Origin of the sequence: Cryobacterium sp. RTC2.1 (assembly GCF_035018685.1) — a bacterium.
Classification (GTDB): Bacteria; Actinomycetota; Actinomycetes; order Actinomycetales; family Microbacteriaceae; genus Cryobacterium; species Cryobacterium glucosi.
Map to the genome: position 1 here is coordinate 1 of NZ_JASJXJ010000057.1, position 21,463 is coordinate 21,463.

The 21,463-nt window shown below is 66.5% G+C and carries 19 protein-coding genes; 8 read left to right on the forward strand and 11 right to left on the reverse strand.

Annotation, left to right across the window (positions count from 1 at the left end):
• Window positions 1–111 precede the first annotated feature (111 nt).
• Window positions 112–1,251: a lactaldehyde reductase gene (gene fucO, locus QN357_RS09215; RefSeq protein WP_241975203.1), complete on the reverse strand. Its 1,140-nt coding sequence runs from the start codon at window positions 1,249–1,251 to the stop codon at window positions 112–114.
• Between the two features lie 256 nt (window positions 1,252–1,507).
• Between fucO and QN357_RS09220 the strand changes: the two genes are divergently transcribed.
• Together QN357_RS09220 and QN357_RS09225 are read left to right on the forward strand one after the other, a co-directional pair.
• Entirely contained in the window at window positions 1,508–2,317 is an 810-nt protein-coding gene (locus QN357_RS09220) for an HAD-IA family hydrolase (protein WP_323504790.1), read from the forward strand.
• A complete protein-coding gene (locus QN357_RS09225) occupies window positions 2,314–4,833 on the forward strand; it encodes a glycoside hydrolase family 65 protein (protein ID WP_134448620.1) in 2,520 nt (839 codons plus the stop codon). The genes QN357_RS09220 and QN357_RS09225 overlap by 4 nt, the downstream gene beginning before the upstream one ends.
• A 23-nt stretch (window positions 4,834–4,856) precedes the next feature.
• Here the strand turns inward: QN357_RS09225 and QN357_RS09230 are convergent, their stop codons facing one another.
• Entirely contained in the window at window positions 4,857–5,882 is a 1,026-nt protein-coding gene (locus QN357_RS09230; protein ID WP_134558166.1) for an SDR family oxidoreductase, read from the reverse strand.
• A gap of 60 nt (window positions 5,883–5,942) precedes the next feature.
• On the opposite strand from QN357_RS09230, the gene QN357_RS09235 reads away from it, so the two are divergent.
• Window positions 5,943–6,353, forward strand: coding sequence for a nitroreductase/quinone reductase family protein (locus QN357_RS09235; RefSeq protein WP_134448616.1), 411 nt, complete (start codon window positions 5,943–5,945; stop codon window positions 6,351–6,353).
• Between the two features lie 7 nt (window positions 6,354–6,360).
• On the opposite strand, the gene QN357_RS09240 is transcribed toward QN357_RS09235, so the two are convergent.
• From QN357_RS09240 to QN357_RS09265, 6 genes are all read right to left on the reverse strand, one after another.
• Window positions 6,361–8,763 (reverse strand): excinuclease ABC subunit UvrA, encoded by a 2,403-nt coding sequence (locus QN357_RS09240; RefSeq protein WP_322188951.1) that lies wholly within the window; start codon window positions 8,761–8,763, stop codon window positions 6,361–6,363.
• A 72-nt stretch (window positions 8,764–8,835) separates the two neighbouring features.
• A complete protein-coding gene (locus QN357_RS09245) occupies window positions 8,836–9,891 on the reverse strand; it encodes a D-2-hydroxyacid dehydrogenase (RefSeq protein ID WP_323504791.1) in 1,056 nt (351 codons plus the stop codon).
• 17 nt (window positions 9,892–9,908) lie between these two features.
• On the reverse strand, window positions 9,909–10,886 hold the full coding sequence (locus QN357_RS09250) for a sugar kinase (RefSeq protein WP_322188955.1): 978 nt from the start codon (window positions 10,884–10,886) through the stop codon (window positions 9,909–9,911).
• A 10-nt stretch (window positions 10,887–10,896) separates the two neighbouring features.
• Window positions 10,897–11,055 (reverse strand): hypothetical protein, encoded by a 159-nt coding sequence (locus QN357_RS09255; protein ID WP_323504792.1) that lies wholly within the window; start codon window positions 11,053–11,055, stop codon window positions 10,897–10,899.
• The gene (locus QN357_RS09260) at window positions 11,036–11,674 is read right to left on the reverse strand and encodes a hypothetical protein (RefSeq protein WP_323504793.1); all 639 of its coding nucleotides are present in this window, start codon (window positions 11,672–11,674) and stop codon (window positions 11,036–11,038) included. The genes QN357_RS09255 and QN357_RS09260 overlap by 20 nt, the downstream gene beginning before the upstream one ends.
• Complete coding sequence (locus QN357_RS09265; RefSeq protein ID WP_134448606.1) at window positions 11,671–12,975, reverse strand: MFS transporter; 1,305 nt, start codon at window positions 12,973–12,975, stop codon at window positions 11,671–11,673. Before QN357_RS09265 ends, QN357_RS09260 begins: the two co-directional genes overlap by 4 nt.
• Before the next feature lie 223 nt (window positions 12,976–13,198).
• Between QN357_RS09265 and QN357_RS09270 the strand changes: the two genes are divergently transcribed.
• Window positions 13,199–13,768, forward strand: a complete 570-nt coding sequence (locus QN357_RS09270; protein ID WP_134448604.1) for a PadR family transcriptional regulator — start codon at window positions 13,199–13,201, stop codon at window positions 13,766–13,768.
• 37 nt (window positions 13,769–13,805) lie between these two features.
• Window positions 13,806–15,521, forward strand: a complete 1,716-nt coding sequence (locus QN357_RS09275; protein ID WP_134448602.1) for an ABC1 kinase family protein — start codon at window positions 13,806–13,808, stop codon at window positions 15,519–15,521.
• Window positions 15,522–15,546: 25 nt separating this feature from the next.
• Here the strand turns inward: QN357_RS09275 and QN357_RS09280 are convergent, their stop codons facing one another.
• Window positions 15,547–16,080, reverse strand: a complete 534-nt coding sequence (locus QN357_RS09280) for a DUF6611 family protein (protein ID WP_134448600.1) — start codon at window positions 16,078–16,080, stop codon at window positions 15,547–15,549.
• Between the two features lie 339 nt (window positions 16,081–16,419).
• Between QN357_RS09280 and QN357_RS09285 the strand changes: the two genes are divergently transcribed.
• The 3 genes from QN357_RS09285 (at window position 16,420) to QN357_RS09295 (ending at window position 18,597) form a co-directional block, all read left to right on the forward strand.
• On the forward strand, window positions 16,420–16,863 hold the full coding sequence (locus QN357_RS09285; RefSeq protein WP_323504794.1) for a hypothetical protein: 444 nt from the start codon (window positions 16,420–16,422) through the stop codon (window positions 16,861–16,863).
• Between the two features lie 193 nt (window positions 16,864–17,056).
• Complete coding sequence (locus QN357_RS09290) at window positions 17,057–17,275, forward strand: hypothetical protein (RefSeq protein ID WP_134448596.1); 219 nt, start codon at window positions 17,057–17,059, stop codon at window positions 17,273–17,275.
• Window positions 17,272–18,597 (forward strand): ferredoxin reductase family protein, encoded by a 1,326-nt coding sequence (locus QN357_RS09295; protein WP_322188962.1) that lies wholly within the window; start codon window positions 17,272–17,274, stop codon window positions 18,595–18,597. The genes QN357_RS09290 and QN357_RS09295 overlap by 4 nt, the downstream gene beginning before the upstream one ends.
• A gap of 689 nt (window positions 18,598–19,286) precedes the next feature.
• Here the strand turns inward: QN357_RS09295 and QN357_RS09300 are convergent.
• On the reverse strand, window positions 19,287–19,727 hold the full coding sequence (locus QN357_RS09300; protein WP_322188964.1) for a hypothetical protein: 441 nt from the start codon (window positions 19,725–19,727) through the stop codon (window positions 19,287–19,289).
• 588 nt (window positions 19,728–20,315) lie between these two features.
• Window positions 20,316–21,149 carry an RHS repeat-associated core domain-containing protein gene (locus QN357_RS09305; RefSeq protein ID WP_322188966.1) on the reverse strand — a complete coding sequence of 278 codons (834 nt, stop codon included), beginning with the start codon at window positions 21,147–21,149 and terminating at the stop codon, window positions 20,316–20,318.
• Window positions 21,150–21,463: the final 314 nt, after the last annotated feature.

Genomic DNA, 21,463 nt, shown 5'->3' on the forward strand with positions numbered 1-21,463 from the left:
GCGCACACGCGCCGGCCGCTCCTGTTCTCAATCGACCAACCCGAGGTCTACCTTTCCGGTCGAGAGCGCCCGGTATACGGGTCACTCTCGACCGGAAAGGTGACTCTGGGATCAGTAGATCGAGGTGTACAGCGCGAGGATCTGCTCGACGGTCACGTCGCGCGGGTTACCGCCGGTGCAGACGTCGTCGAAGGCGGCCTGGGCGAGTGCCGGGAGGTCCTCCTCCTTCGCACCGATCTCGCGCAGTGTCGTCGGGTTGCCGAGGTCGCGGGCGAACGCCGTGACGGCAGTGACGGCCGCGGTGCGGGCATCCTCGACCGACAGGTCTGCGGCACCGGCGACCGCGAAGGCCACCGCGATGTCGCGGAAGCGGTCGCCGGTCGCGTCGGCGTTGAACGCCATCACGGGGGCGAGCAGGATGCCGTTGGCCACGCCATGCGGGGCGTTGTAGAAGGCGCCGAGCGGGTGGGCCATCCCGTGCACGAGGCCGAGGCCGACGTTGGAGTAGCCCATTCCCGCGATGTACTGGGCGAGGGCCATCCGGTCCGCGGCAACCGGGTCGCCGTCGGCGGCGGCGGCGAGGGACTCGGCGATCATCGTGATCGCCTTGAGGTGGAAGAGGTCGGAGAGTTCCCAGGCGCCCTTGGTCGTGTAGCCCTCGATCGCGTGGGTGAGCGCGTCCAGTCCTGTGGCGACCTTGAGCGAACGTGGCGCGGATGACATCATCTCGGAATCGACGACGGCGACGATCGGAATCGCGTGCGGGTCGACGCAGACGAACTTGCGGGAGCGTTCGACGTCGGTGATCACGTAGTTGATCGTGGTCTCCGATGCGGTTCCCGCCGTCGTCGGAACGGCGATGATCGGAACGGAGGCCCGCTTCGTGGCCGCGACGCCCTCGAGCGAGCGCACGTCCGCGAACTCGGGGTTGTTCGTGATGATGCCGATGGCCTTGCAGGTGTCCTGCGGCGAGCCGCCGCCGATGCCGATCAATACGTCTGCGCCCGAGGCCGCGAAGGCCGCGACGCCGCGCTTGACCGCTTCGATCGGCGGGTTCGGGGTGACGTCCGAATAAACCTCATAAGGGATTCCGGCATCGTCGAGGAGTGACGTGACCTTGCCGGTGACGCCGGTCGTGACGAGCACCTTGTCCGAGACCACAAAGGCCTTGGTGAAGCCGCGGGAGGCTATTTCACCGGGGATGACGCTAATGGCCCCTGCGCCGAAGTGTGCCGTTTGGTTCCAGATCATGCGAGTGATCATTGTCTGACTTCTCTCTGTGTGCGTTCAACGTTGAATCGTTTCACTTAGAGAAAGTCTACTCGCCGGAGGCACAGGGCATAGGCTTGTTTTGTACTCAGGCGCAGGCCCACCCCGGACCCGGTGGACCCGCGTCGCTCGCGATCCTCGTCACCGCCGCCGAGATGTCGACACCCGGGCGAATACATCCCCCCACCATTCCCCGGCGCCTCCATTTTCAGGCATCTATCGAGAAGAGCTCCCGTCTATGACTTCTCCGACATTTCCCCTTTCGCCAGCCCAGGCCCGCGACCGCATCCTCGGTTTGCGTGGCGTGCTCTTCGACCTCGACGGCGTGCTGACTCCCACCGCCGACGTGCACATGGTCGCGTGGTCCCGGCTCTTCACCCCCTTCCTCGAAGACCAGGGGGTGAGTCCCTCCTATAGCGATGCCGACTACTTCAGGTATATCGACGGCAAGCCCCGCTACGACGGCGTGCGCAGCCTCCTCGCCTCGCGCGGGATCATGCTGCCAGACGGCGACCCCACGGATGCCCCGACGCAGGACACCGTGTGCGGCCTCGGCAACCGCAAGAACGCGGCCTTCAACGAGACCCTCGCGGAAGACGGCGTGACTCCGTACCAGGGTTCCCTCGACTTCCTCGACTACGTGGTCAACGCCGGGCTGCAGGTCGCCGTCGTCACGAGTTCCCGCAACGGCGAACTCACCCTCGGGGCAGCGGGCATCCGTGATCGCTTCGGTATCGTCGTCGACGGCAACCTCGCCGCCGAGCGTCGGCTCGCCGGGAAGCCCGCGCCGGACACCTATGAACTCGGCGCCGAGCTGCTCGGTCTCACGCCGGCAGAGTGCGTCGTGGTCGAAGACGCCGAGTCGGGAGTGCAGGCCGGCCGCGCCGGTGATTTCGGGCTGGTCCTCGGCGTCGACCGCGGCGTCGGACCGCAGACCCTTCTGGACGCCGGAGCCGATATTGTCGTCTCAGACCTCGATGAACTGGTGCCCCGCCCGTCCGAGCCCAGCACGTCACCCGAAACCGCAACGCAGGAGGCCACCGCATGAACCTGACCGAAGAGGTCATCCAGGACCCTCTCGACCGCAATCGCTTCCCGGTCGACGAATGGGCCCTCGTCGAGACGGCGTTCACCGGAGCCGACATCGGACGCACCGAGACCCTCTTCGCGGTCGGCAACGGCTACCTCGGCCTGCGCGGCAACGTCGACGAGGGCAGGGACGGCCACGTCCAGGGCACATACATCAACGGTTTCCACGAGACCTGGCCGATCCGGCACGCGGAAGAGGCCTTCGGTTTCGCCCGCGTCGGCCAGACGATCGTCAACGCTCCCGACGCCAAGATGATCCGCGTCTACGTCGACGACGAACCGCTCGTGCTGACCCTCGCCGAGTTGCTCAGCTACGAGCGCCGGCTCGACTTCACCACCGGCATCCTCTCTCGCTCACTCGTCTGGCGCACGCCATCGGGCAAGCGCGTCCTGATCCGGTCCCGCCGGATGGTGTCGTTCACCGACCGGCACCTCGCGATCATCGACTACGAGGTCACCATGCTCGACGCGGATGCGTCCGTCGTGATCTCGAGCCAGATCCTGAACCGCCAGGACGGCATCAGCGAGTACGACCGGCCCAAGGGCTCGATGACGACAGACTGGGACCCGCGCAAGGCGGAGTCCTTCACCGACCGGGTGCTGCAGCCACGCTTCAAGCGCGCTTCCGGCGGCCGGTACATCCTCGGCTTCCGCTGCACGAACTCGGCGATGACGATCGCCTGCGCCGCCGACCACCAGATCGAGACAGCCAACGAGTTCGTCGAGTCCTCCGCTATCGGCGACGACCTCGCCAAGCACGTGTACACGATCAAGGCCAAGCAGGGCAATTCGATCCACATCACGAAGACGCTCAGCTACCACACCTCCGCGGGCGTGCCCACTCACGAACTCGCCGACCGGTGCGACCGCACCCTGGACCGCGCGCGGGACGAGGGCATCGAATCGTTCATCGCCCGCCAGCAGGAATGGCTCACCGACTTCTGGGCGCGCACCGACGTGCAGCTTCCCGGGCAGCCCGTGCTGCAGCAGGCCGTGCGCTGGAACCTGTTCCAGCTCGCCCAGGCCTCGATGCGCGCCGACGGCCAGGGCGTCTCCGCAAAGGGCGTGTCCGGCTCCGGCTACGGCGGCCACTATTTCTGGGACACGGAGGTCTACGTCCTGCCGTTCCTGACCTATACCTCTCCGAACGCGGCCCGCAACGCGCTGCGTTTCCGGCACGGCATGCTGGACCAGGCCAGGGACCGCGCGACGGAGCTCAACCAGCTCGGCGCCCTGTTCCCGTGGCGCACGATCAACGGGCTCGAGTCCTCCGCGTATTACGCGGCGGGCACGGCCCAGTACCACATCGACGCCGACATCGCCTATGCGCTCAGCCAGTACGTCGCCGCAACCGGCGACGAGGACTTCCTCGCCCGCGAGGCCATCGACATCCTCGTCGAGACGAGCCGGATGTGGGCGGACCTCGGCTTCTGGCGCGGCAACGGGCACGGCAACGACGTGTTCCACATCCACGGTGTCACCGGGCCGGACGAGTACACGACCGTCGTCAACGACAACCTGTACACGAACATCATGGCGCGCTCGAACCTGCGGAACGCCGTGACCGCGGTCCGCCGGCTGCGGTACATCGACCGCGACGCCTACGACGCCATGGTCGCCCGGCTGAACCTCCAGGACACCGAGATCGCCGAGTGGGCCTTCGCCGCCGAGGCGATGCACATTCCCTTCGACAAGGGCCTGGCCATCCACCCGCAGGACGCGCAGTTCCTCGAGAAGGAACGCTGGGACCTGTCCCAGACGCCTCCGCAGAACCGGCCGTTGCTGCTGCACTACCACCCGCTCGTGATCTACCGCTTCCAGGTCCTCAAGCAAGCGGATGTGGTCCTCGCGCTGCTCCTGCAGGGGGACCAGTTCACTCCGGAGGAGAAGCTCGCCGACTTCGACTACTACGACCCGCTCACGACCGGCGACTCGACCCTGTCCGACGTGGTCCAGTCGATCATCGCGGCCGAAGTCGGGTACCACGAGCTCGCGCTCCGGTACTTCACCTCCGGCCTGTTCGTCGACCTCGCAGACCTGCACCACAACGCGGCGGACGGCGTCCACGTCGCATCCGCCGGTGGAGTCTGGAGCGCCCTCGTCTACGGATTCGGCGGCATGCGCGACCACAACGGCCGGGTCACCCTCGACCCGCGGCTGCCGGAAGGCTGGGAGGGGCTCACCTTCCGGATCACGCTCAAGGGCACCCGGCTCCGGATCGACCTCAGGCAGGACGAGGTCGAGGTGACCGTCGAGGCCGGCGTCGAGGCGAAGCTCGCCGTGCGCGGGGCGCCCGCTTTCACGGTGCGTCTCGGCCAGCCCGTCATCGTCCCGCTCGAGCACCAGGGCGCCCGCACTCCCGGGGCTCCGTCGCCGGCTGCGATCGAGGGCGGACGTCGCGACGACGGCACCGTGATCACCTCGTCGATCCCGACGATCGCGCACCTGACCGACTTCATGGACCAGGTCGACTGATCCCGCCTCTCGTGCGCCGCCGGTCAGAGAAGCCGGAGGCGCACGAGGCTCTCCGCGGTGGCGAGGATGGCCTCCTCGTTGGACAGAGGTTCCCAGCCGAGCATCCGCCTGGCCTTGTCATGGGAGGCGTTCCGCGTCGTGCCGAGTTGCGGGGCGACCTGCCGGAGCGGGGCGCTGAACGGGGCGAGGACACGGACGAGCCAGGTCGGCATCACCCGGCGGGGCACCCGACTCGCGACGTCGCCGAGGTTCGACCTCAGCAGGGCTGCGATCTCCGGAAAGGTCATCGGGGGTCCGGCGACGGCGAGGAACCGTTCGCCGGGCGCGAGCGGGCTCGTCATGGCGCGCACGTGCAGGTCGGCGACATCGCGCACGTCGACGATGTTGGTCTCGATCCGCGGCACCGCGGGCACAGCACCCTTCAGGAGCCCGCGGAGGAGTTCGACGGAACTGGAGAGGTCTGTCCCGAGCACGGGTCCGAAGATTCCGACCGGGTTGATCACCGTGAGCTCGAGGGTGCCTCCCTCGCGATCGACGAAGTCCCAGGCCGCACGTTCGGCGATGGTCTTCGACCTGACGTATGCGCTCACTGAGGCGGTCGGGTCCGTCCAGTCGTCCTCGGTGAACGGGCGGTCCGGATGCTGGGCGCCATACCCGACGGCGGCGAACGAAGAGGTCAGCACGACCCGCCGCACGCCGGCGTCCCGCGCGGCCCGGAGCACCCGCAGTGCGCCGTCGCGGGCGGGGACGATGAGCTCGTCCTCGTCCGCCGGCTCACGTGCGGGGAAGGGTGAGGCGACGTGCAGGACGAAGGCGCAGCCGTTCACCGCTTCCGCCCAACCGGCGTCGGAGAGCAGGTCGGCGACGGTGAACGAGAGGGCGCTGCCGGCATCCGCCCCGCCCGCGGCGACCATCGCGCGCACCTCGGGCTCCCGGGTGAGGGAGCGCACCGTCGTGCGCACCCGGTAGCCGGCGGCGAGGAGCCGCACGATGCAGTGCGCGCCGACGAAGCCAGACCCACCGGTCACCAGAACCAGCTCACCACTCATGAGATCCTCTTCCCGTTGTAAAATCCCTGCACCGGCAGCTCGTCGACGAGAGGCAGTCTAGTGAGCGACTTCAACGAACAGATCATCTCGGAGTTCCGGGAGAACAACGGTCATGTCACCACGGCCGGGTTCGGGTCCAACCTCGTGCTCCTGCACACGACCGGGGCGCGCACGGGTGCCGAGCGCGTCAGCCCGGTGATGTCCATCCGCGACGGGGACGCCTGGCTCGTGGTCGCCTCCGCCGGCGGCCGGCCCCAGCACCCGGCCTGGTACTTCAACCTGCTCTCGCACCCGGAGACCTCCATCGAGACCCCGGAAGGGACGGTCGCGGTCACCGCGACCGATTTGGACGGCGACGAGCACGCCAGAGCCTGGGCGAAGATCATCGCCCTCGCGCCCGGCTTCGCCGGCTACCAGGAGCGGGCCGTCGAACGCCGGATTCCGGTGCTCCGGCTGGTCCGAAACGCCTGAGCGTCGCCTACGCCTGCAGTCGCCGCTCGAGATAGGGGGCCGTCCTGCTCTCGGCGTGGGTGGCGACGACCTCCGGCGGACCGGCCACGAGGATACGGCCGCCAGCGTCCCCTCCGGACGGGCCGAGGTCGATCACCCAGTCGGCCGCCGCGATGACGTCGAGGTTGTGTTCGACAACGACGACGGTGTTGCCCGCGTCGACCAGCCGGTTCAGCTGGGCGAGCAGGAGCTGCACATCCGCCGGGTGCAGGCCCGTTGTCGGTTCGTCGAGCAGGTACAGGGTGTGGCCGCGGCGGGCACGTTGGAGCTCGGAGGCGAGCTTGATGCGCTGGGCTTCCCCACCGGAGAGCTCTGTGGCGGGCTGGCCGAGGCGGAGGTAGCCGAGGCCGACCTCGCGGAGGGTCTCGAGGCTGCGGGCGGCCGCAGGCACGTCGGCGAGGAACCCGGCGGCATCGTCGACGCTGAGCCCGAGGACCTCTGCGATGGTCTTGCCGCGGTAGTCGACCTCGAGGGTCTCCGGGTTGTACCGGGAACCGTGGCACGCCGGGCACAGGGCGTAGCTGCCGGGGAGGAAGAGGAGTTCAACGGTGACGGAGCCCTCCCCGAGGCAGGTCTCGCAGCGGCCGCCGGCGACGTTGAAGGAGAAGTGTCCCGCCCCGAAGCCGCGGCTGCGGGCTGCGGGGGTGGCCGCGAAGGCCGCGCGGACCGCGTCGAACAGGCCGGTATAGGTGGCGAGGTTCGAGCGGGGAGTGCGTCCGATCGGCTTCTGGTCGACGGTGACAAGGCGGTCAACCGGGTCATCGGCGACGATCTGGCTGATCAGAGATGATTTTCCCGATCCGGAAACGCCAGTGACCGCGGTGAGGAGCCCGAGCGGGAACTCGGCGTCGAGATCCTGAAGGTTGTGCACGTTGACCCCGCGCAGGCCGAGCCAGGCGTGTGGTTCCCTCCGCGCCGGCGCCGGGACCGCGGCATCCGTCGTGTCGGAAGCGGGGAACAGGAACCGCCGTGTCACCGACTCCGGGACCCCGGCGAGCCCGCCGACCGGACCGCTGTAGAGCACCTCGCCGCCGCCGGTTCCTGCGTGCGGACCGACGTCGATGACCCAGTCGGCGGCGCGCACGACGTCCATGTTGTGTTCGACGACGAAGACGGAGTTGCCGGAAGACTTGAGCTGCTCGAGCACGACGAGGAGGGGTTCGGCGTCGGCGGGGTGCAGACCCGCAGAGGGCTCGTCGAGCACGTAGACGACGCCGAAGAGTCCAGACCTCAACTGGGTCGCGATCCGGAGGCGCTGCATCTCACCGGGCGAGAGCGTCGGGGTGGAGCGCGAGAGGCTGAGGTAGCCGAGGCCGAGATCGACCAGCACCTCGATGCGCGCGAGCAGGTCGCGGCTGATCGTGGCTTCGACCCCGGCGGATGCCTCGCCGCGCCCGGCGGAACCGGCCTGCGTGAGCGGGCGGAGGGTCTCGGCGAGGGTGGTGAGCGGCAGCCCGGCCAGCTGGGAGATGGAGAGCCCGGCCACCGTCACGGCGAGGGCGGCCGGGGTGAGTCCGCTCCCGTCGCAGAGCGAGCAGGGTCCGGACTCCACGAACCGGAGCGCGCGCTCCCGCTGACTCTGGCTCTGCGAGTCGGCGAGGGTGTGCAGGACGTAGCTGCGCGCACTCCAGAACCGGCCCTGGTACGGCTTGGCGACCCGGTCGCGCTGCGGCGTTATCTCCACGACGGGCTGCTCCTCGGTGAAAAGGATCCAGTCCCTGCTCTCAGCGGGGAGGTCGTTCCACGGCACGTCGACGTCGTAGCCGAGGGCGATCAGGATGTCGCGGAGGTTCTTGCCCTGCCAGGCGCCCGGCCACGCCGCGACGGCGCCCTCGCGGATGCTGAGGGTCCCGTCGGGCACGAGGCTCGCGCGCGTCGGGAGGTGCGCGATTCCGAGCCCGTGGCAGCGCGGGCACGCCCCGGCCACGGTATTCGGAGAAAAGGAGTCCGATTCGAGCCTGGGCGCATCCGCCGGGTACGTGCCCGCACGGGAATACATCATGCGCAGTGAATTCGACAGGGTCGTCAGGGTGCCAACCGTGGACCGCGAACTCGGCGTGCCGCGCCGCTGCTGCAGGGCGACCGCGGGAGGGAGGCCCGTGATCTCGTCCACCTGCGGGGTGTGGCCCTGCTGGATCAGTCGGCGGGCGTACGGGGCCACCGATTCGAGGAACCGGCGCTGGGCCTCTGCGAAGATCGTGCCGAAGGCGAGCGACGACTTGCCGGAACCGGAGACGCCGGTGAACGCGACGATCGCGTCGCGGGGCACGTCGACGTCGACATCCCTCAGGTTGTTCTCCCTGGCTCCCCGCACCCGCACGAAACCGGGGGTGGGAGAGACGGAGGGGAGAGACGAGGTCGGAGTATGCATCCGTCCGACCCTAGTCGCCGCACCTGACTGCGCGCCGATTCGGACAGCAGGCCAGGCCTGGGAACGATCGACTCAGTAGAACTCGACCGTGTTGACGATGTTGCGGAGGGGGAGGCCGTCGAGGAACCGGGTCGCGTTGTCGGCGAAGAGCTCGGCGATCCGGCGTTCCTCCTCGGCGTCGAGGGCGGCGGTGTGGGGGCTGATCACGACGTTCGGGAAGTCCCAGAGCGCGCTCGCGGTGTCGAGCGGTTCCTTCGCGAACACGTCGAGGGCGGCGAAGCCGATCCGGCCAGACTCGAGGGCACGGATGAGGGCGTCCTCGTCCACGACGGTGCCACGCGCGATGCTGACGAAGGTCGTTCCCGGCCGGACCGCGCCGAAGACGTTCTCACCGACAAGTTTCAGGGTCGCGGCCGTTCCCGGCAGGGCGACGACGATCGCGTCCGCACTCGCGGCTCCGGCCGCGAGGTCCTCCGTTCGGATCAGCTCGTCGACGAAGGGAACGGGCAGGTCGTCCCTGCTTGTCCCGATCACACGCATCCCGAGCCCCTTCGCGAGCCGGGCGACCTCGCGCCCCACTCCGCCCAGCCCGATGACGAGCACCGTCTGGTCGCGCACCTGGCCGAGGGCCCTGCGCTCCGGCCACGCGTGCGCGCGCTGGTCGCTTTGGAGCACGGGCAGCTGCTTCGCTCCGGACATGATGCCGAAGATCGCGAATTCGGCGAGCGGGCCGCCGTGCACCCCGGCCGAGGTCGTGAAGACCACCCGGTCGAGATCGGCCTGACCGAGGCCTGCGGACTTGACCTGCGAGCCACCGCCCGCCGCCATCACCTGCACCCAGCGGAGTCCCGGATTCGCCTCAACGGTTCGGCGAAGGGCGACCGGGTTCACGTCGGGAATGCCGAAGAGCACGTCGGCCGAGTCGAGCATCCGCTCGAAGTCGGCCTGCTGACCGGTCGTGCGCCGAAAGGCGGGGTCGCCGCGGTAGTCGGCAGGACGGCGCATCGGCGGCAGCAGGGCCTGGTCACGCACGAGCTCGATGCGGGGTTCCGCCCGCTCGATCAGCAGGCAGAGCTCCTCGCTCAGTGGTGTTGCGACGACGACGCGGAGCGTTACGGTGGTGGTCATGCTGTCAGTCTCCCTGATCAAATGGATGCCGGCGCATGCGCCTCGAGGAATGTAGCGAGTCCGGCCCGGTCGGGCAGGCCCTCCTGGTCACCGCGCGACGTCGTGGCCAGCGCGCCGACCGCGCCGGCGCGGTGCACCCAGTCGGCGAGTGGGAGCCCGTCGAGGGCCGCACTGAGGAGTCCAGCGGAGAAGCCGTCACCCGCGCCGACCGTGTCGACGACAGACACCGAGAACGGCGGGCAGCTCGCGTGCGTCCCGTCCGCGGCGAAGAGTTCGGCCCCGCGTGAACCGGCCTTGACCGCGACGACCTTCACGCCGCGATCGAGGTACCAGCGGGCGATTCCCGCCGGGGTGGTCTCCCCGGTGAGGATGTGCCCTTCGCTCGTGCCGGGCAGCACCCAGTCCGCCTGCACGGCGATCTCATTGATCGCGTGCACCATTTCCGCGGTGTCGGCCCAGAGGCTGGGGCGCAGGTTCGGATCGAAACTCACCGTCGCGCCGGTTTCACGTGCAACATCGACGGCCTGGGCGGCGAGGTGCCGCGGTCCGTCGCCGAGCGCGAGCGGGATCCCGGTCAGGTGCACATGCCCGGCACGGCGCACGTAAGCGGCCGTCGCCTCGGTGGGCGCGAGCGTACGTGCCGCTGAGTGCGACCGGAAGTAGACCACGAGCGGGTCTTCGTCCTCGCCCGGCCTGTTCTTCAGCTGGAACCCGGTCGGTTCGCTCGCGTGCAGGTCGACCTGGCCGACATCGATGCCGTTCGCCTCGAGCTGCTGCAGGACGAATTCACCGAACGGGTCCGTGCCGAGACGCGTGATGAACCCGACGCTGTGGCCGAGCCGCCGCAGACCGACGGCGACATTGAATTCCGCGCCCGCCAGCCTGCGGGTGAAGCGGTCGACCCGGGCGAGCGGACCGGTCTCCTCCGCGACGAACATCGCCATGATCTCGCCGAAGGTGACGACGTCGAAGTCCCTCTGGACAGTGCTGGGCATGTGGTTCCGTTCAGTCGCTGGTCAGTTCGGCGAGGACCCGGCGGATCTTCGCCAGTTCGCTCGCCGCGGTGGCCCGGTCGGGGATCGGGTATTCGAGCACCACGGGCACGTGGGTCCCGATCTCGCGGAGCACGGAACGCCAGTCGACGTCACCCTCGTCGAGCAGCACGGAGTGCAGCCCACCGAGGCGGCCGATGTCCTTCAGGTGGAAGACCGTCGCGTAACGCCCGAGTTCCCGGGCGGGCGGCGACCGGGTCAACGCCCGCCCAGAGCCAGTTTCCGGCATCGAACGTGTACCCGATCGGAACGTTCTGGGCCCGCAGGTCGCGGAGGAGCGCAGCCACGACATCCAGTCGCCCGTTCCGCGCGGTCTGGTCGTTCTCGATCGTGACCCGGGCGGATGCCGCCAGCAGGGCCTCGACCAGGCTCCCGAGCCCTGTCAGCTCGTCACCGGGCTCGCCGATGTTCAGCTTGACGCTGAGAGCTCCGAGGGTCGCCGCTTCGTCAAGGTAGCCGGTCAGGAGAGGAGAGGCCTCACCGTCCACGAAGAGCGACTCGGGAACGGAGTAGTAGACCTCGAGTCCGGCCTCGGTCGCCAGGCCGGCGATCGTCAGGAGTTCTTCGCGCCGGGCCGCAGGCTCGGGCGAGAGGTACTCTCGGCGGATCTCGATTCCGGTGGCCCCGAGCGCGAGTACCTCGGCGACGAGGTCGGCCTGGACCGTGGTGGACGCGTCGAGGGCCTCTTTGTAGACCATGGTGTTGACGAACACCGGCCGGGAGCCGCTCACTGGAGTGCCGGTGCGCTGGGCGATGCCGCGGGAATGGTGCCCTGCAGCTTGAAGTCCGGCGTCGAGACGGCCTTCACCACGATCGTGAACACGACCGCGATGATCAGTGACAGGGCCATGAAGATATAGGACGCATCGTTCGACCCGGTGACGTTATTGAGGAAGCCGACGAAGTAGGCCCCTGCGAAGGATCCGAGTGCGCCGAAGCTGTTGACGAGGGCCATCGCGCCGCCCGCGACATTCTTCGGCAGGATCTCGGGGACGATCGCGAAAAACGGCCCGTACGGGGCGTACATAGCGCCGCCGGCGATCACGAGCAGGATGAACGACAGCCAGAAGTTGGACGTCCCGACGAGGTAGGAGGCGTAGAACGCGACCGCCGCCACCAGGAGGAACGGCCAGATGAAGAGCTTCCGCTTCAGGAGCCGGTCGGAGAAGAACGAGGCGACCACCATCAGCACGGTCGCGAGCAGGTACGGGATGGCGGTGAGCCAGCCGATGATCACGATGTCGAAGGACGACGCGGTCTTGATGATCGAGGGGAGCCACATGACGAAGCCGTAGACGCCGATGCTCCAGAAGAAGTACTGGATGCAGAGCTGGATGACGGCCTTCTGCTTGAATGCCTCGCGGTAGTTCGGCACGGCGTGCAGTCCGACCTGTTCCCGGGCGAATTCGTCGTTGATGTCCTTCTTCTGGCCTGCGGACAGCCACTTCGCGTCGTTCGGGGAGTTGTCGATCATACGCAGCCAGACGAACGCCCAGATGATGGAGGGGAGACCCTCGATGATGAACATCCAGCGCCAGCCAACGCTGCTGACGAGGTAGGCCGAGACGACGGACATCCACAGCACCGTGACCGGGTTGCCGAGGATCAGGAAGGTGTTGGCTTTGGAGCGTTCGCCGCTGGTGAACCAGTTACTGAGCAGGATGAGCATCGCGGGCATGATGGCCGCCTCGACGATTCCGATCGCGAACCGGATGACGAATAGCACCCAGATGTTCGTGACGATGCCGATGCAGCTGGCCAGGATGCCCCACAGGATCAGCGCGTAGAAGATCAGCTTCTTCGCGCTCCGCCGTTGCGCGTAACTCGCGCTCGGCACCTGGAAGAAGAAGTAGCCGAGGAAGAACAGGGCTGCAAGGAAGGCCGAGGCGCTGGCCGTGATGTTGAGGTCTTTCGCCATCCCCGCGGCGGCGCCCAGACTGTAATTCGAGCGGTCGAGGTACGCCAGGCTGTAGGTGATGAAGATGACCGGCATGAGCCGTGACCATCGGGATGACGCGAGTTTCTCGCTCATGAACTGAATCTCTTCCTTGAGAACTACCGCAGGGCACACCAACACATGTTCCATTGGGCGGAACACCGTTTGCCCTGACGGAATGAGCCTACGCTCAGGACTGCTCCGGCTGAGAACCCGCGCGACACACGGGCGCGCCGCCGTGAAATCCAGCTCGAGATCAGAGTTGAACGTTATATCGTTAGGTATCGTCGAGCTCTGGTACGGCGCTGAGGAGGTCATCATGAGTGGTTCATTTATGGGAGACGGATTCCCGGGTCGCAAGGGCGGACCGGGCGAAGGTTGGGCCGGAAACGCCATCTGGGAAGCGATGGAGCAGTTGCGCGGGCAGTTCGAACAGAAGGTCGGCACGAGGGTCGGGCGCGGCGACGTCCGTGCCGCGGTGCTCGCGCTCCTCCTGGAGCAGCCGATGCACGGCTACCAGATCATCCACGAGATCGAGGAGCGCAGCAACGGGGCGTGGAAGCCGAGCCCCGGCTCGGTGTATCCGGCGCTCCAGCTGCTCGCCGACGAGGGTTTCATCACGGCCGAGGAGGCCAACGGTCGCAAGACCTATGCGCTCACGGACGAGGGCCGCGCGGTAGCGGATGCCGCAGCCGAGACCTCCGCCCCCTGGGAGGCCCCGAGTGCCCGCGACAGCGGCCGGGCGACCGCACTGCCCAAGGCGGGAATCGGCCTGGCCCAGGCCGCCGCGCAGGTCGGGCGCTCCGGCAGCCCGGAGCAGGTGGACAAGGCCGTCGCCGTGCTCGACGAGGCGCGTCGCCAGTTGTACTCCATCCTCGCCCAGGATTGAACGAGTGCCCGAAGCACGCCGGCGTCAAGGAGATCCGATGACCGACGACGGGAACATGCGCGCCCGCTACCGCCGGATCCTGCGGTTCGCCGCGCGGTACCTGGTGCAGACCTGGTGGTACGAACTGTTCCTGCCCCGGATCGGACTCGCCCGGCTCTCGGCGCGCAACCGGTCGGCGCGGCTCCAGCGCATCGCGCAGCGCTTCCACGTGCTCGCGGTCGACCTGGGCGGCCTCATGATCAAGGTCGGCCAGTTCATGTCGTCCCGGCTCGACGTGCTGCCGCCCGAGATCACCAAGGAGCTCGAGGGCCTGCAGGACGAGGTCCCGGCCGTGCCGTTCCCGGCCATCCGAGCCCTCGCCGAGTCCGAATTGGGGGTGACACTCGAGCGCGCGTTCTCGTTCGTCGACCCGACCCCTCTCGCCGCGGCATCCCTCGGTCAGGTCCACCGCGCGCGGCTCTCGGAAATGGATGCTGCCGAGACCGGCCTGCTGGACGTCGTCGTGAAGATCCAGCGACCGGGCATCGGTGCGATCGTCGACGTCGACCTCCGGGCCCTTCGCCGCGTCGCCGGCTGGCTCAGCCACATTCGCCTCGTTTCGGATCGGGTCGACATGCCCGTCCTCGTCGAGGAGTTCGCGGTGACGAGCCTCGAGGAGATCGACTACCTGCACGAGGCCGCGAGCGCGGAACGGTTCGCGGGGAACTTCGCCGACGACGCCCGCGTCAGCGTTCCCGAGCTCGTGTGGGAGCGAACGACGCGGCGGGTGCTGACCCTGCAGGACGTCACGGCCATCAAGATCAATGACGTCGATGGGCTCAGGGCGGCAGGCATCGATCCGGCTGAAGTCGCCACCGAGTTCGCGGCGGTCATGTTCGACCAGCTCTTCGTCAACGGCTATTTCCACGCCGACCCGCACCCGGGCAATATCTTCGTCACCCCCCTCGCCACCGCGGATGCGGCCACAACAGCGGATGCTCCAGGCCGGGCCTGGAAGTTCACGTTCATCGACTTCGGAATGATGGGCGAGGTACCCGACGCGCTGCGTCGCGGTCTCCGGAACCTGCTCATCGCCGCCGCGTCCCGCAACGGCAAGGGCATGGTGGACGGCATTCGCGAGGTGGGCGTGCTCCTGCCCTCCGCGGACACCGCGGAACTCGAGAGGGCGCTGACGGCGCTGTTCGCGCGTTTCGGCGGGATGGGCTTCGCCGAGCTGCAGGAGGTCGATCCGCGCGAGTTCCGCGCCTTCGCGAACGAATTCGGTGATGTGGTGCGCACCCTGCCGGTCCAGCTGCCGGAGAACTTCCTGCTTATCGTGCGCGCGATGTCGCTGACCAGCGGGATGTGCAGTTCGCTCGACCCGGCCTTCAACATCTGGAACGCCGTCGAGCCGTACTCCGCGCAGCTGATCCGGGCCGAAGGCGGAAACCTGGTGCAGGATCTCGCGAAGCGCACGGTGGCGGCCGCGGGACTCATCGCCCGGCTGCCCCAGCGGCTCGATACCCTGATCACGCGGGTCGAAGACGGCAACCTCACGGTGCAGACCCCACGGCTCGAGCGCCGCCTGGGCAGTCTCGAGCGAACGGGACGGCGGATCATCTCTGCGGTCCTCTTCACCGCCCTGCTGATCGGCGGCATCCTGCTCCGTGCCGACGACGTCGTCTTCGGAACGGTGCTCATGGCCGTGTCCGTGCTTCCGCTGCTCCACGCCACCCTCGCCGGCGCCGTCGCCCGCCGAGGACCCCTGCCCTAGGGAGCTGTCGAAGTCCCGGCCGACGTCACCGCCCGGCACCGAGGTGACGCCGGGCGTCGGAGTACGCGGACGACCACACCAGTTCGTGATCGGCAGGCGACGACGCTCCGCAGGCGAGTGACTCCTCGGCGATCAACAGCGTCGAAGCTAGCCCCGCCAGATAGCGGGATTCTGCGGAGAGTCGCGTGTCGGGGGCGAGGCTGGAGCTCACGACGGTCAGCTCGAGGACGCCTCGACGAATCGATCCGGCAGCATGGGCGACGACAAGGGTGCTCGCGACGTAAAACCCGATGCAGGACGTGATCACCAGGAGTCTCGGTGCGCCCGCCTCAACAAGCGTTACGAACTCTCCGAACACGGCCACTAGGCCGAGCACCGTCCAGCCGCGCCACACGCGAACCCGTCGGCGCTGCCGTGCGGAGATCCCCGCCGGATACAACACGAGCCGCTGGCTCGTGCTGCCGTAGCGACCGGCCGAAACCGTGTAGCTTCCCCAGCGGCAGCGTCCGTCGAGGAGTGGCGAGAGCCACCGACTGAGCGTGAGTTCCGAGAGGTCCATTCGAGCGCTGTTCACCAATCCAGCGTCATCCCGGGCGCAGGGGGGCCGCGCCATCCTTACGGAATCCATGCGCCGAAACGGAGTTTCCCTACGGATTCACTACGCTCGCGCTACTCCCGTCCAGGCAAGCAGCCGGATGTTGGGCGTGCCGTCATCCGCCACCACAGCCGTCTCGGCTCAATGGGTTCACCTTCGCCACGAATGCGGACGCGAGCGAGTCCTCCGCTCGGTGATGTAAGTTGCTGGTCGGACCGACAATATCGGCCGATGCCATGCTAGGTTTCCCACGAAGACTACAGCGTGGGTTCAAGCGGGGGGCTAGCCATGATTCGTCTCAGAGTGACCAGCAGAGCCTGGATCGCGGCAGCATTGGTCTGTGCATCGTGCCTCGGCCTGACGAGTTGTGTCGCCAACGACTCCACCACGGAGATCCGGCTGTTCCTTGCGCAGAAACCCGGTCCCGAAGACGCACTTCCCTCGGCGCTCAAGGCTGCAAGTGACGGCCTCGATGCCGCTTCCAGTCGGTTAGTCGGCACCACCAGAGATGTGAGCTATTTCGTCTCCAAGTACATGGATCCGCAACGAGGCACCCCGGGCTTCTGCCTGATGGTGGCAAAACTGCCGGACGGTCCTTCGAATTCGTTCTGCGGTTCCGCAGACGGAATGTGGACGTCTGGAAGCGGCACCGGCGGAGCACGGGTCATCGAGAGCAACGACGAAGTTCCCGAGGGGTGGACCCGTCTGAGTGACTTCCTCATCGTCAATCCGGACGCTAAACCTTAGGAATCAGCCGAGATGAGCAATCCTCATGAAACTGTGGATCTCGTGTGGATCTACCCGATGGCTGCCTGAATTTCGGGATGTGAACCACAATTGAAGGCAGTTTTCGCACAAGACGCATCGCAGCACCGTCGTCACCTCCGGTCGCCCGATGAGGAAAGTTCCGCTCGTCTGCTCTCACCCTGGAGGAAGGACCATGACCTCAGTTCCGGCCCACCGGCGCACTCGCGGACCGGCTGCACCCCACCACCGAGTGAACGCCTCCCGCGTCTCCCGCAGCGCGTGGACCGCGCTGAACTGGCTTACGTCCCTTGCCGTCGTGGTCGTGATGACCGCATCGGCGGCGGCCATGGTCACTGCTGCCCCGGCGGTCTCCCCGGCTGCGCCGGCGATCGTGCCGGACAGCCGGCCGTGACCGGTCATCGACAATCGCCCCGGCCGCCCGTTGCGGCCGCGCTCATCAAGACACTGATCGTGATCGGCGCCGTCCTGTCTGCGGCACTCGCCTTCGTCGACGTCCGGTTTCCTGTCCAGTTCGACTCGGCCATCCTCGCTCACACCACCGGATTCCTGGCCGGATATGTCGTCACGGTGATGGTGGTCCTGATGTCGCGCGCACCGTTGCTCGAACGCTCGATCGGTGCCGACCGGCTCGCCCGCTGGCACGGCGTCGGCGGTCGCGCCTTCATCGTCCTCCTGGTGATTCATGCGGTCGCGGCCGTGCATTCCTGGATGCTCAGCCACTGGGAAGATGCCTTCACGGCATCCCTCGCCGTCCTGGGCATGCCCGGGCTGGTGGCCGCGACCGCCGGGACGGTCCTGTTCGGCGTGATCGCGGTCATGTCGGTGCGGGCAGCCCGGCGCTCGGTCTCCTACGAGACGTGGCACGGCATCCACCTGCTCAGCTATATCGCCCTGGCGCTCTCGTTCACGCACGAACTGGCCGGGCCCGACCTTGCCGGCAGGCCCGGGCTCCAGATCGCCTGGACCCTGTTCTTCGTATCCGCACTGGGCCTGGTGCTCCGCTACCGCGTTCTCAAGCCGCTGGAGCACGCCTGGCGCCACCGCCTCCGGATCGAACGCCTGGTGCCCGAGGCGGACGGCGTCGTGAGCGTCATTCTGCGCGGGCGGCACATCGACGAACTGCGCGTCGAAGCGGGTCAGTTCTTCCGCTGGCGATTTCTGGCGCCGGGGGTCTGGCGCTCCGCGCATCCCTTCTCGCTGTCTGCGCCTCCCGGCGATGACCTGCTCCGAATCACCGTAAAGGCGCTCGGGAACGGCAGTCACACGCTTCACTCCCTCCGGCCGGGCACGCGCGTGCTCGCCGAGGGGCCGTACGGGGCCATGACGCACCGGAAACGCACTCGTGAATCCGTTCTGCTCATCGCCGGCGGCGTTGGGATCACTACCATGCGCGCACTCTTCGAAGAGCTCGAGGTCGGCGACGGCTCGCTGACCCTCCTCTACCGGGCCTCCCGGGACGATGACGTGATCTTCCGCGACGAACTCGAGGAAATCGCCCGGTTGCGCGGTGCCTCGATCGTGTGGATGATCGGGCCGTCCACAGATCCCCGGAACAGCATGACCGGTGCGAACCTGACTCGGCTCGTCCCCGACGTCGCTGCCCGCGACGTCTACGTGTGCGCATCGCGCGGTCTGTCCAGGGCTGTCCGGTCGGCGCTGAAGGACGCCGGACATCCGCCTGCCCGCCTGCACGAGGAAGTCTTCGCGTTCTAACGGCGCAGCCAGAGTCGCCTGCGTCCGCTCGAAAACGACGAAAGGCCCCCGGTTACCCGGGGGCCTTTCTTGTCCGACTGGATCATTCGACCCACTGTGGGTTGATTGCCTTTCTCGAGAAGGGCCTTGTATCCCTTACCCCGCCCGGCCGCTTTCAGACCGCATTTGCGCGGATCCTCCGCCATCCCCTTGAAAATCCTCTACTTTCGAATTCCCTCAACTTCACACACGATATGGCCCGTTCTCGCGTACGACAAGGCCGGCTGCCACGGCGGCGCCCAGCGGCAGCCGCGTCCTCACCGGCGCTTGCGTCAGTTCGCTACTGACAATGGACGCCAACCGAAGTACCGCCTCTCCAACGCTTCCTCCTCAGGACCGAGCGGGATCCAATCGAAATGCCAACCGCGCGCCCGATCCTCGAGATAACCGCCGTCGTCTACATACAGGTCGCCGGGCACTCCCGGGGTTGGGGATGGGGCAATATCCATCACCCACCAGTCGTCAACGCCCTCAGATACACACAGTGTGCCCGCCTCAGCTGCCGGTGTCGGTGTCGGTGTCGGTGTCGGTGTCGGAACGAGATTTCCTTCGTAACGGCGTCGAGCCTTGCGCCCTTGGGCCAGCGGAGAGCTTCAGTTCCTGAAATGTCATTAGCGCAATGCGCAACCTTGTCTCGTCGATGGGCCGGATCATGGCCCACCGGAACCATTGAGATAAATAGGCAGCTCGACGCGGTTCTCTCGCGAAACGGAGAGCAGAATTCTCCAGCGCTGTCGGAATCCGGCGGAAATTTTCTCGACTCGAAGATCAATTACTTCACCCGAAGCAACGTGCAGGAAATCAGTTGGCGTTGCAAAGTCCTTGATGAGGCGAACGCCGGTTTCGTCTACGCGGACTACGAAATATCCCAAACCGACGTTTGGGAAGCGCACTGAGGCGACTAGGGCACTGTTGAAGCCCTGCTGGTGCTGTGCGTCGAAAAATACGGCTTCGGGAGATCGAATTCGAAGCCTGGAAAGTCGCCGCCTCATCCGGATTGCCCAGTAGAGGTAAAGCAAACCCACGAGAACGCTTGTAGTTGCCAGTGCACTCAACACAATTACCAAAGTTGTGTAAGTTTCCGCCGCCACTAGCATCTCCACTGGGCGCTTGGATGATGAGAACGACTCCGCGTCCCAACAGCGCCAAAAGGATCAAGTAGAAGCTCCCGGCGCTTGTGCGCATACTCACGACCGAGCCGTTCTGGTCGCGCATGAACGAGGTAGTCGTGCCCGCTGTGGTCGGGCGTGTGATGCCGAGGGATCCATTTACGAAAATTGTCGCGTCCATGAAGAGCCTGAGAGGACTCAGCACCACTTTCTAAGTGTTGCGGGACGCCAAAGAGCGCTTCAACGGCGGCGGAACCGCTTCGCATTCAGCGACTTCCGCGCGCTCCTCATCGAGTTACCAAAGAGTAAGGAAGGCAATTCGATGTTCGGTGCTCACCATCTTCGACATTGCGACCCATGACGCTGGCGGGTTGCGAATGAACGGCCTGAGTACGACGCGCTGGATCAAAGCATTCAAATTCAGGTCAAACCAACCTAGACAAGAGCCGAGCGAGGATTTGGTAGTCCAAAAGAACACTATCCAAGAGACAGTGGCCACGGGAACCACTATCCACAGGAGCACCCCTCGAATCACCAAGATCAGAAGCTGCACAAATATGTTGAGTTCGATCATGGCAATCCTCCCGCCCAATCAGTCCAATGATCGCCAAAGGGAGCGACGCCCTTAAACGTATCCCATGCGTACGTCCCCAGATCACCGTAAACATAAGGCTGGTCAAGTCCTTGGCGCATCTGCCGTACACCACGAAGTATCTTCATTCCCCCCGTAATGATTTGATAGGCGGCGACGGCATCGACTGTAACGCCTATCGGAATGCCCATGACTGTAGCCTCTGCGCCCGTCGCCACGGCCAAGCCCAACAAACCCTGCACGAGCTTGGCTACGCCCCAAACGATATTGATACTGCCAGAAATGATCTTCGGGCTGAGCCTTGGGGTCACTACATTTGGAAGGGAAGCACGAGGAATGCGGGACTGCAGCGCTGCCGCCCTTGGATTGGCCTTGTAATATGCGTTGTTGCACGCCGCAGTACCGCAATCCTGTCGCTGCCCGCTCAAATCAAGCTTGTTGATGGGGTCTGCCGGGTAGTCGTACGCATTACTCACCCCGCCTTCGACCGGGTCAACACTCAGGAAGCGTCCGAGGGCGGCGACGTACTGTCGTGCACCCATCTCGATGGTGGCGATGGTTCCGGCGTGCTCTGTGAGTTTGCCGGCGCCTCCGACCCAGCCTAGGGCGGCGTTGACTCCTGGGAGGTTGTCGGGGAAGGTGTCGTCGGCGGCAGTGGTGCCGATCAGCCCGGTCAGGGTGTCGACTGATTGCCCGAACGGGTCGTAGCGGTACCTGTCGGTCCTGGTCCCGCTTTCGTCGACACTGACCGCGACATCTCCGTGGATGTTCGGGTAGGACCACACCTGGGTTCCGTCGGTGCGAGCGGCCACGCTCGCGCCACCCGGCAGTGAACGTGTGGTTTGCCCGGGGATGCCCGTACCACTGAGGACAATGCTCGCTCCGTCACGTTCGGGTCCAATCCAATCTCAGCCCTTGGCCGACCGAAGTTCGTCCAAGCGGTGAGCGACCCTCTCGAGTTCGTTTATCTTAAATTGGGAGAAACCCAGCCACGTGTCTGCCGCCACTCGAAGCTTCAACGACGCGAGGGTGGGATCGAAAAACTCAATTGTGAAGTCTCGTTCTCAATCTGACAGTTCTGTCTCATGACCTTGCTGACAGTTCTGTCTCGGGACCTGCCTGACAC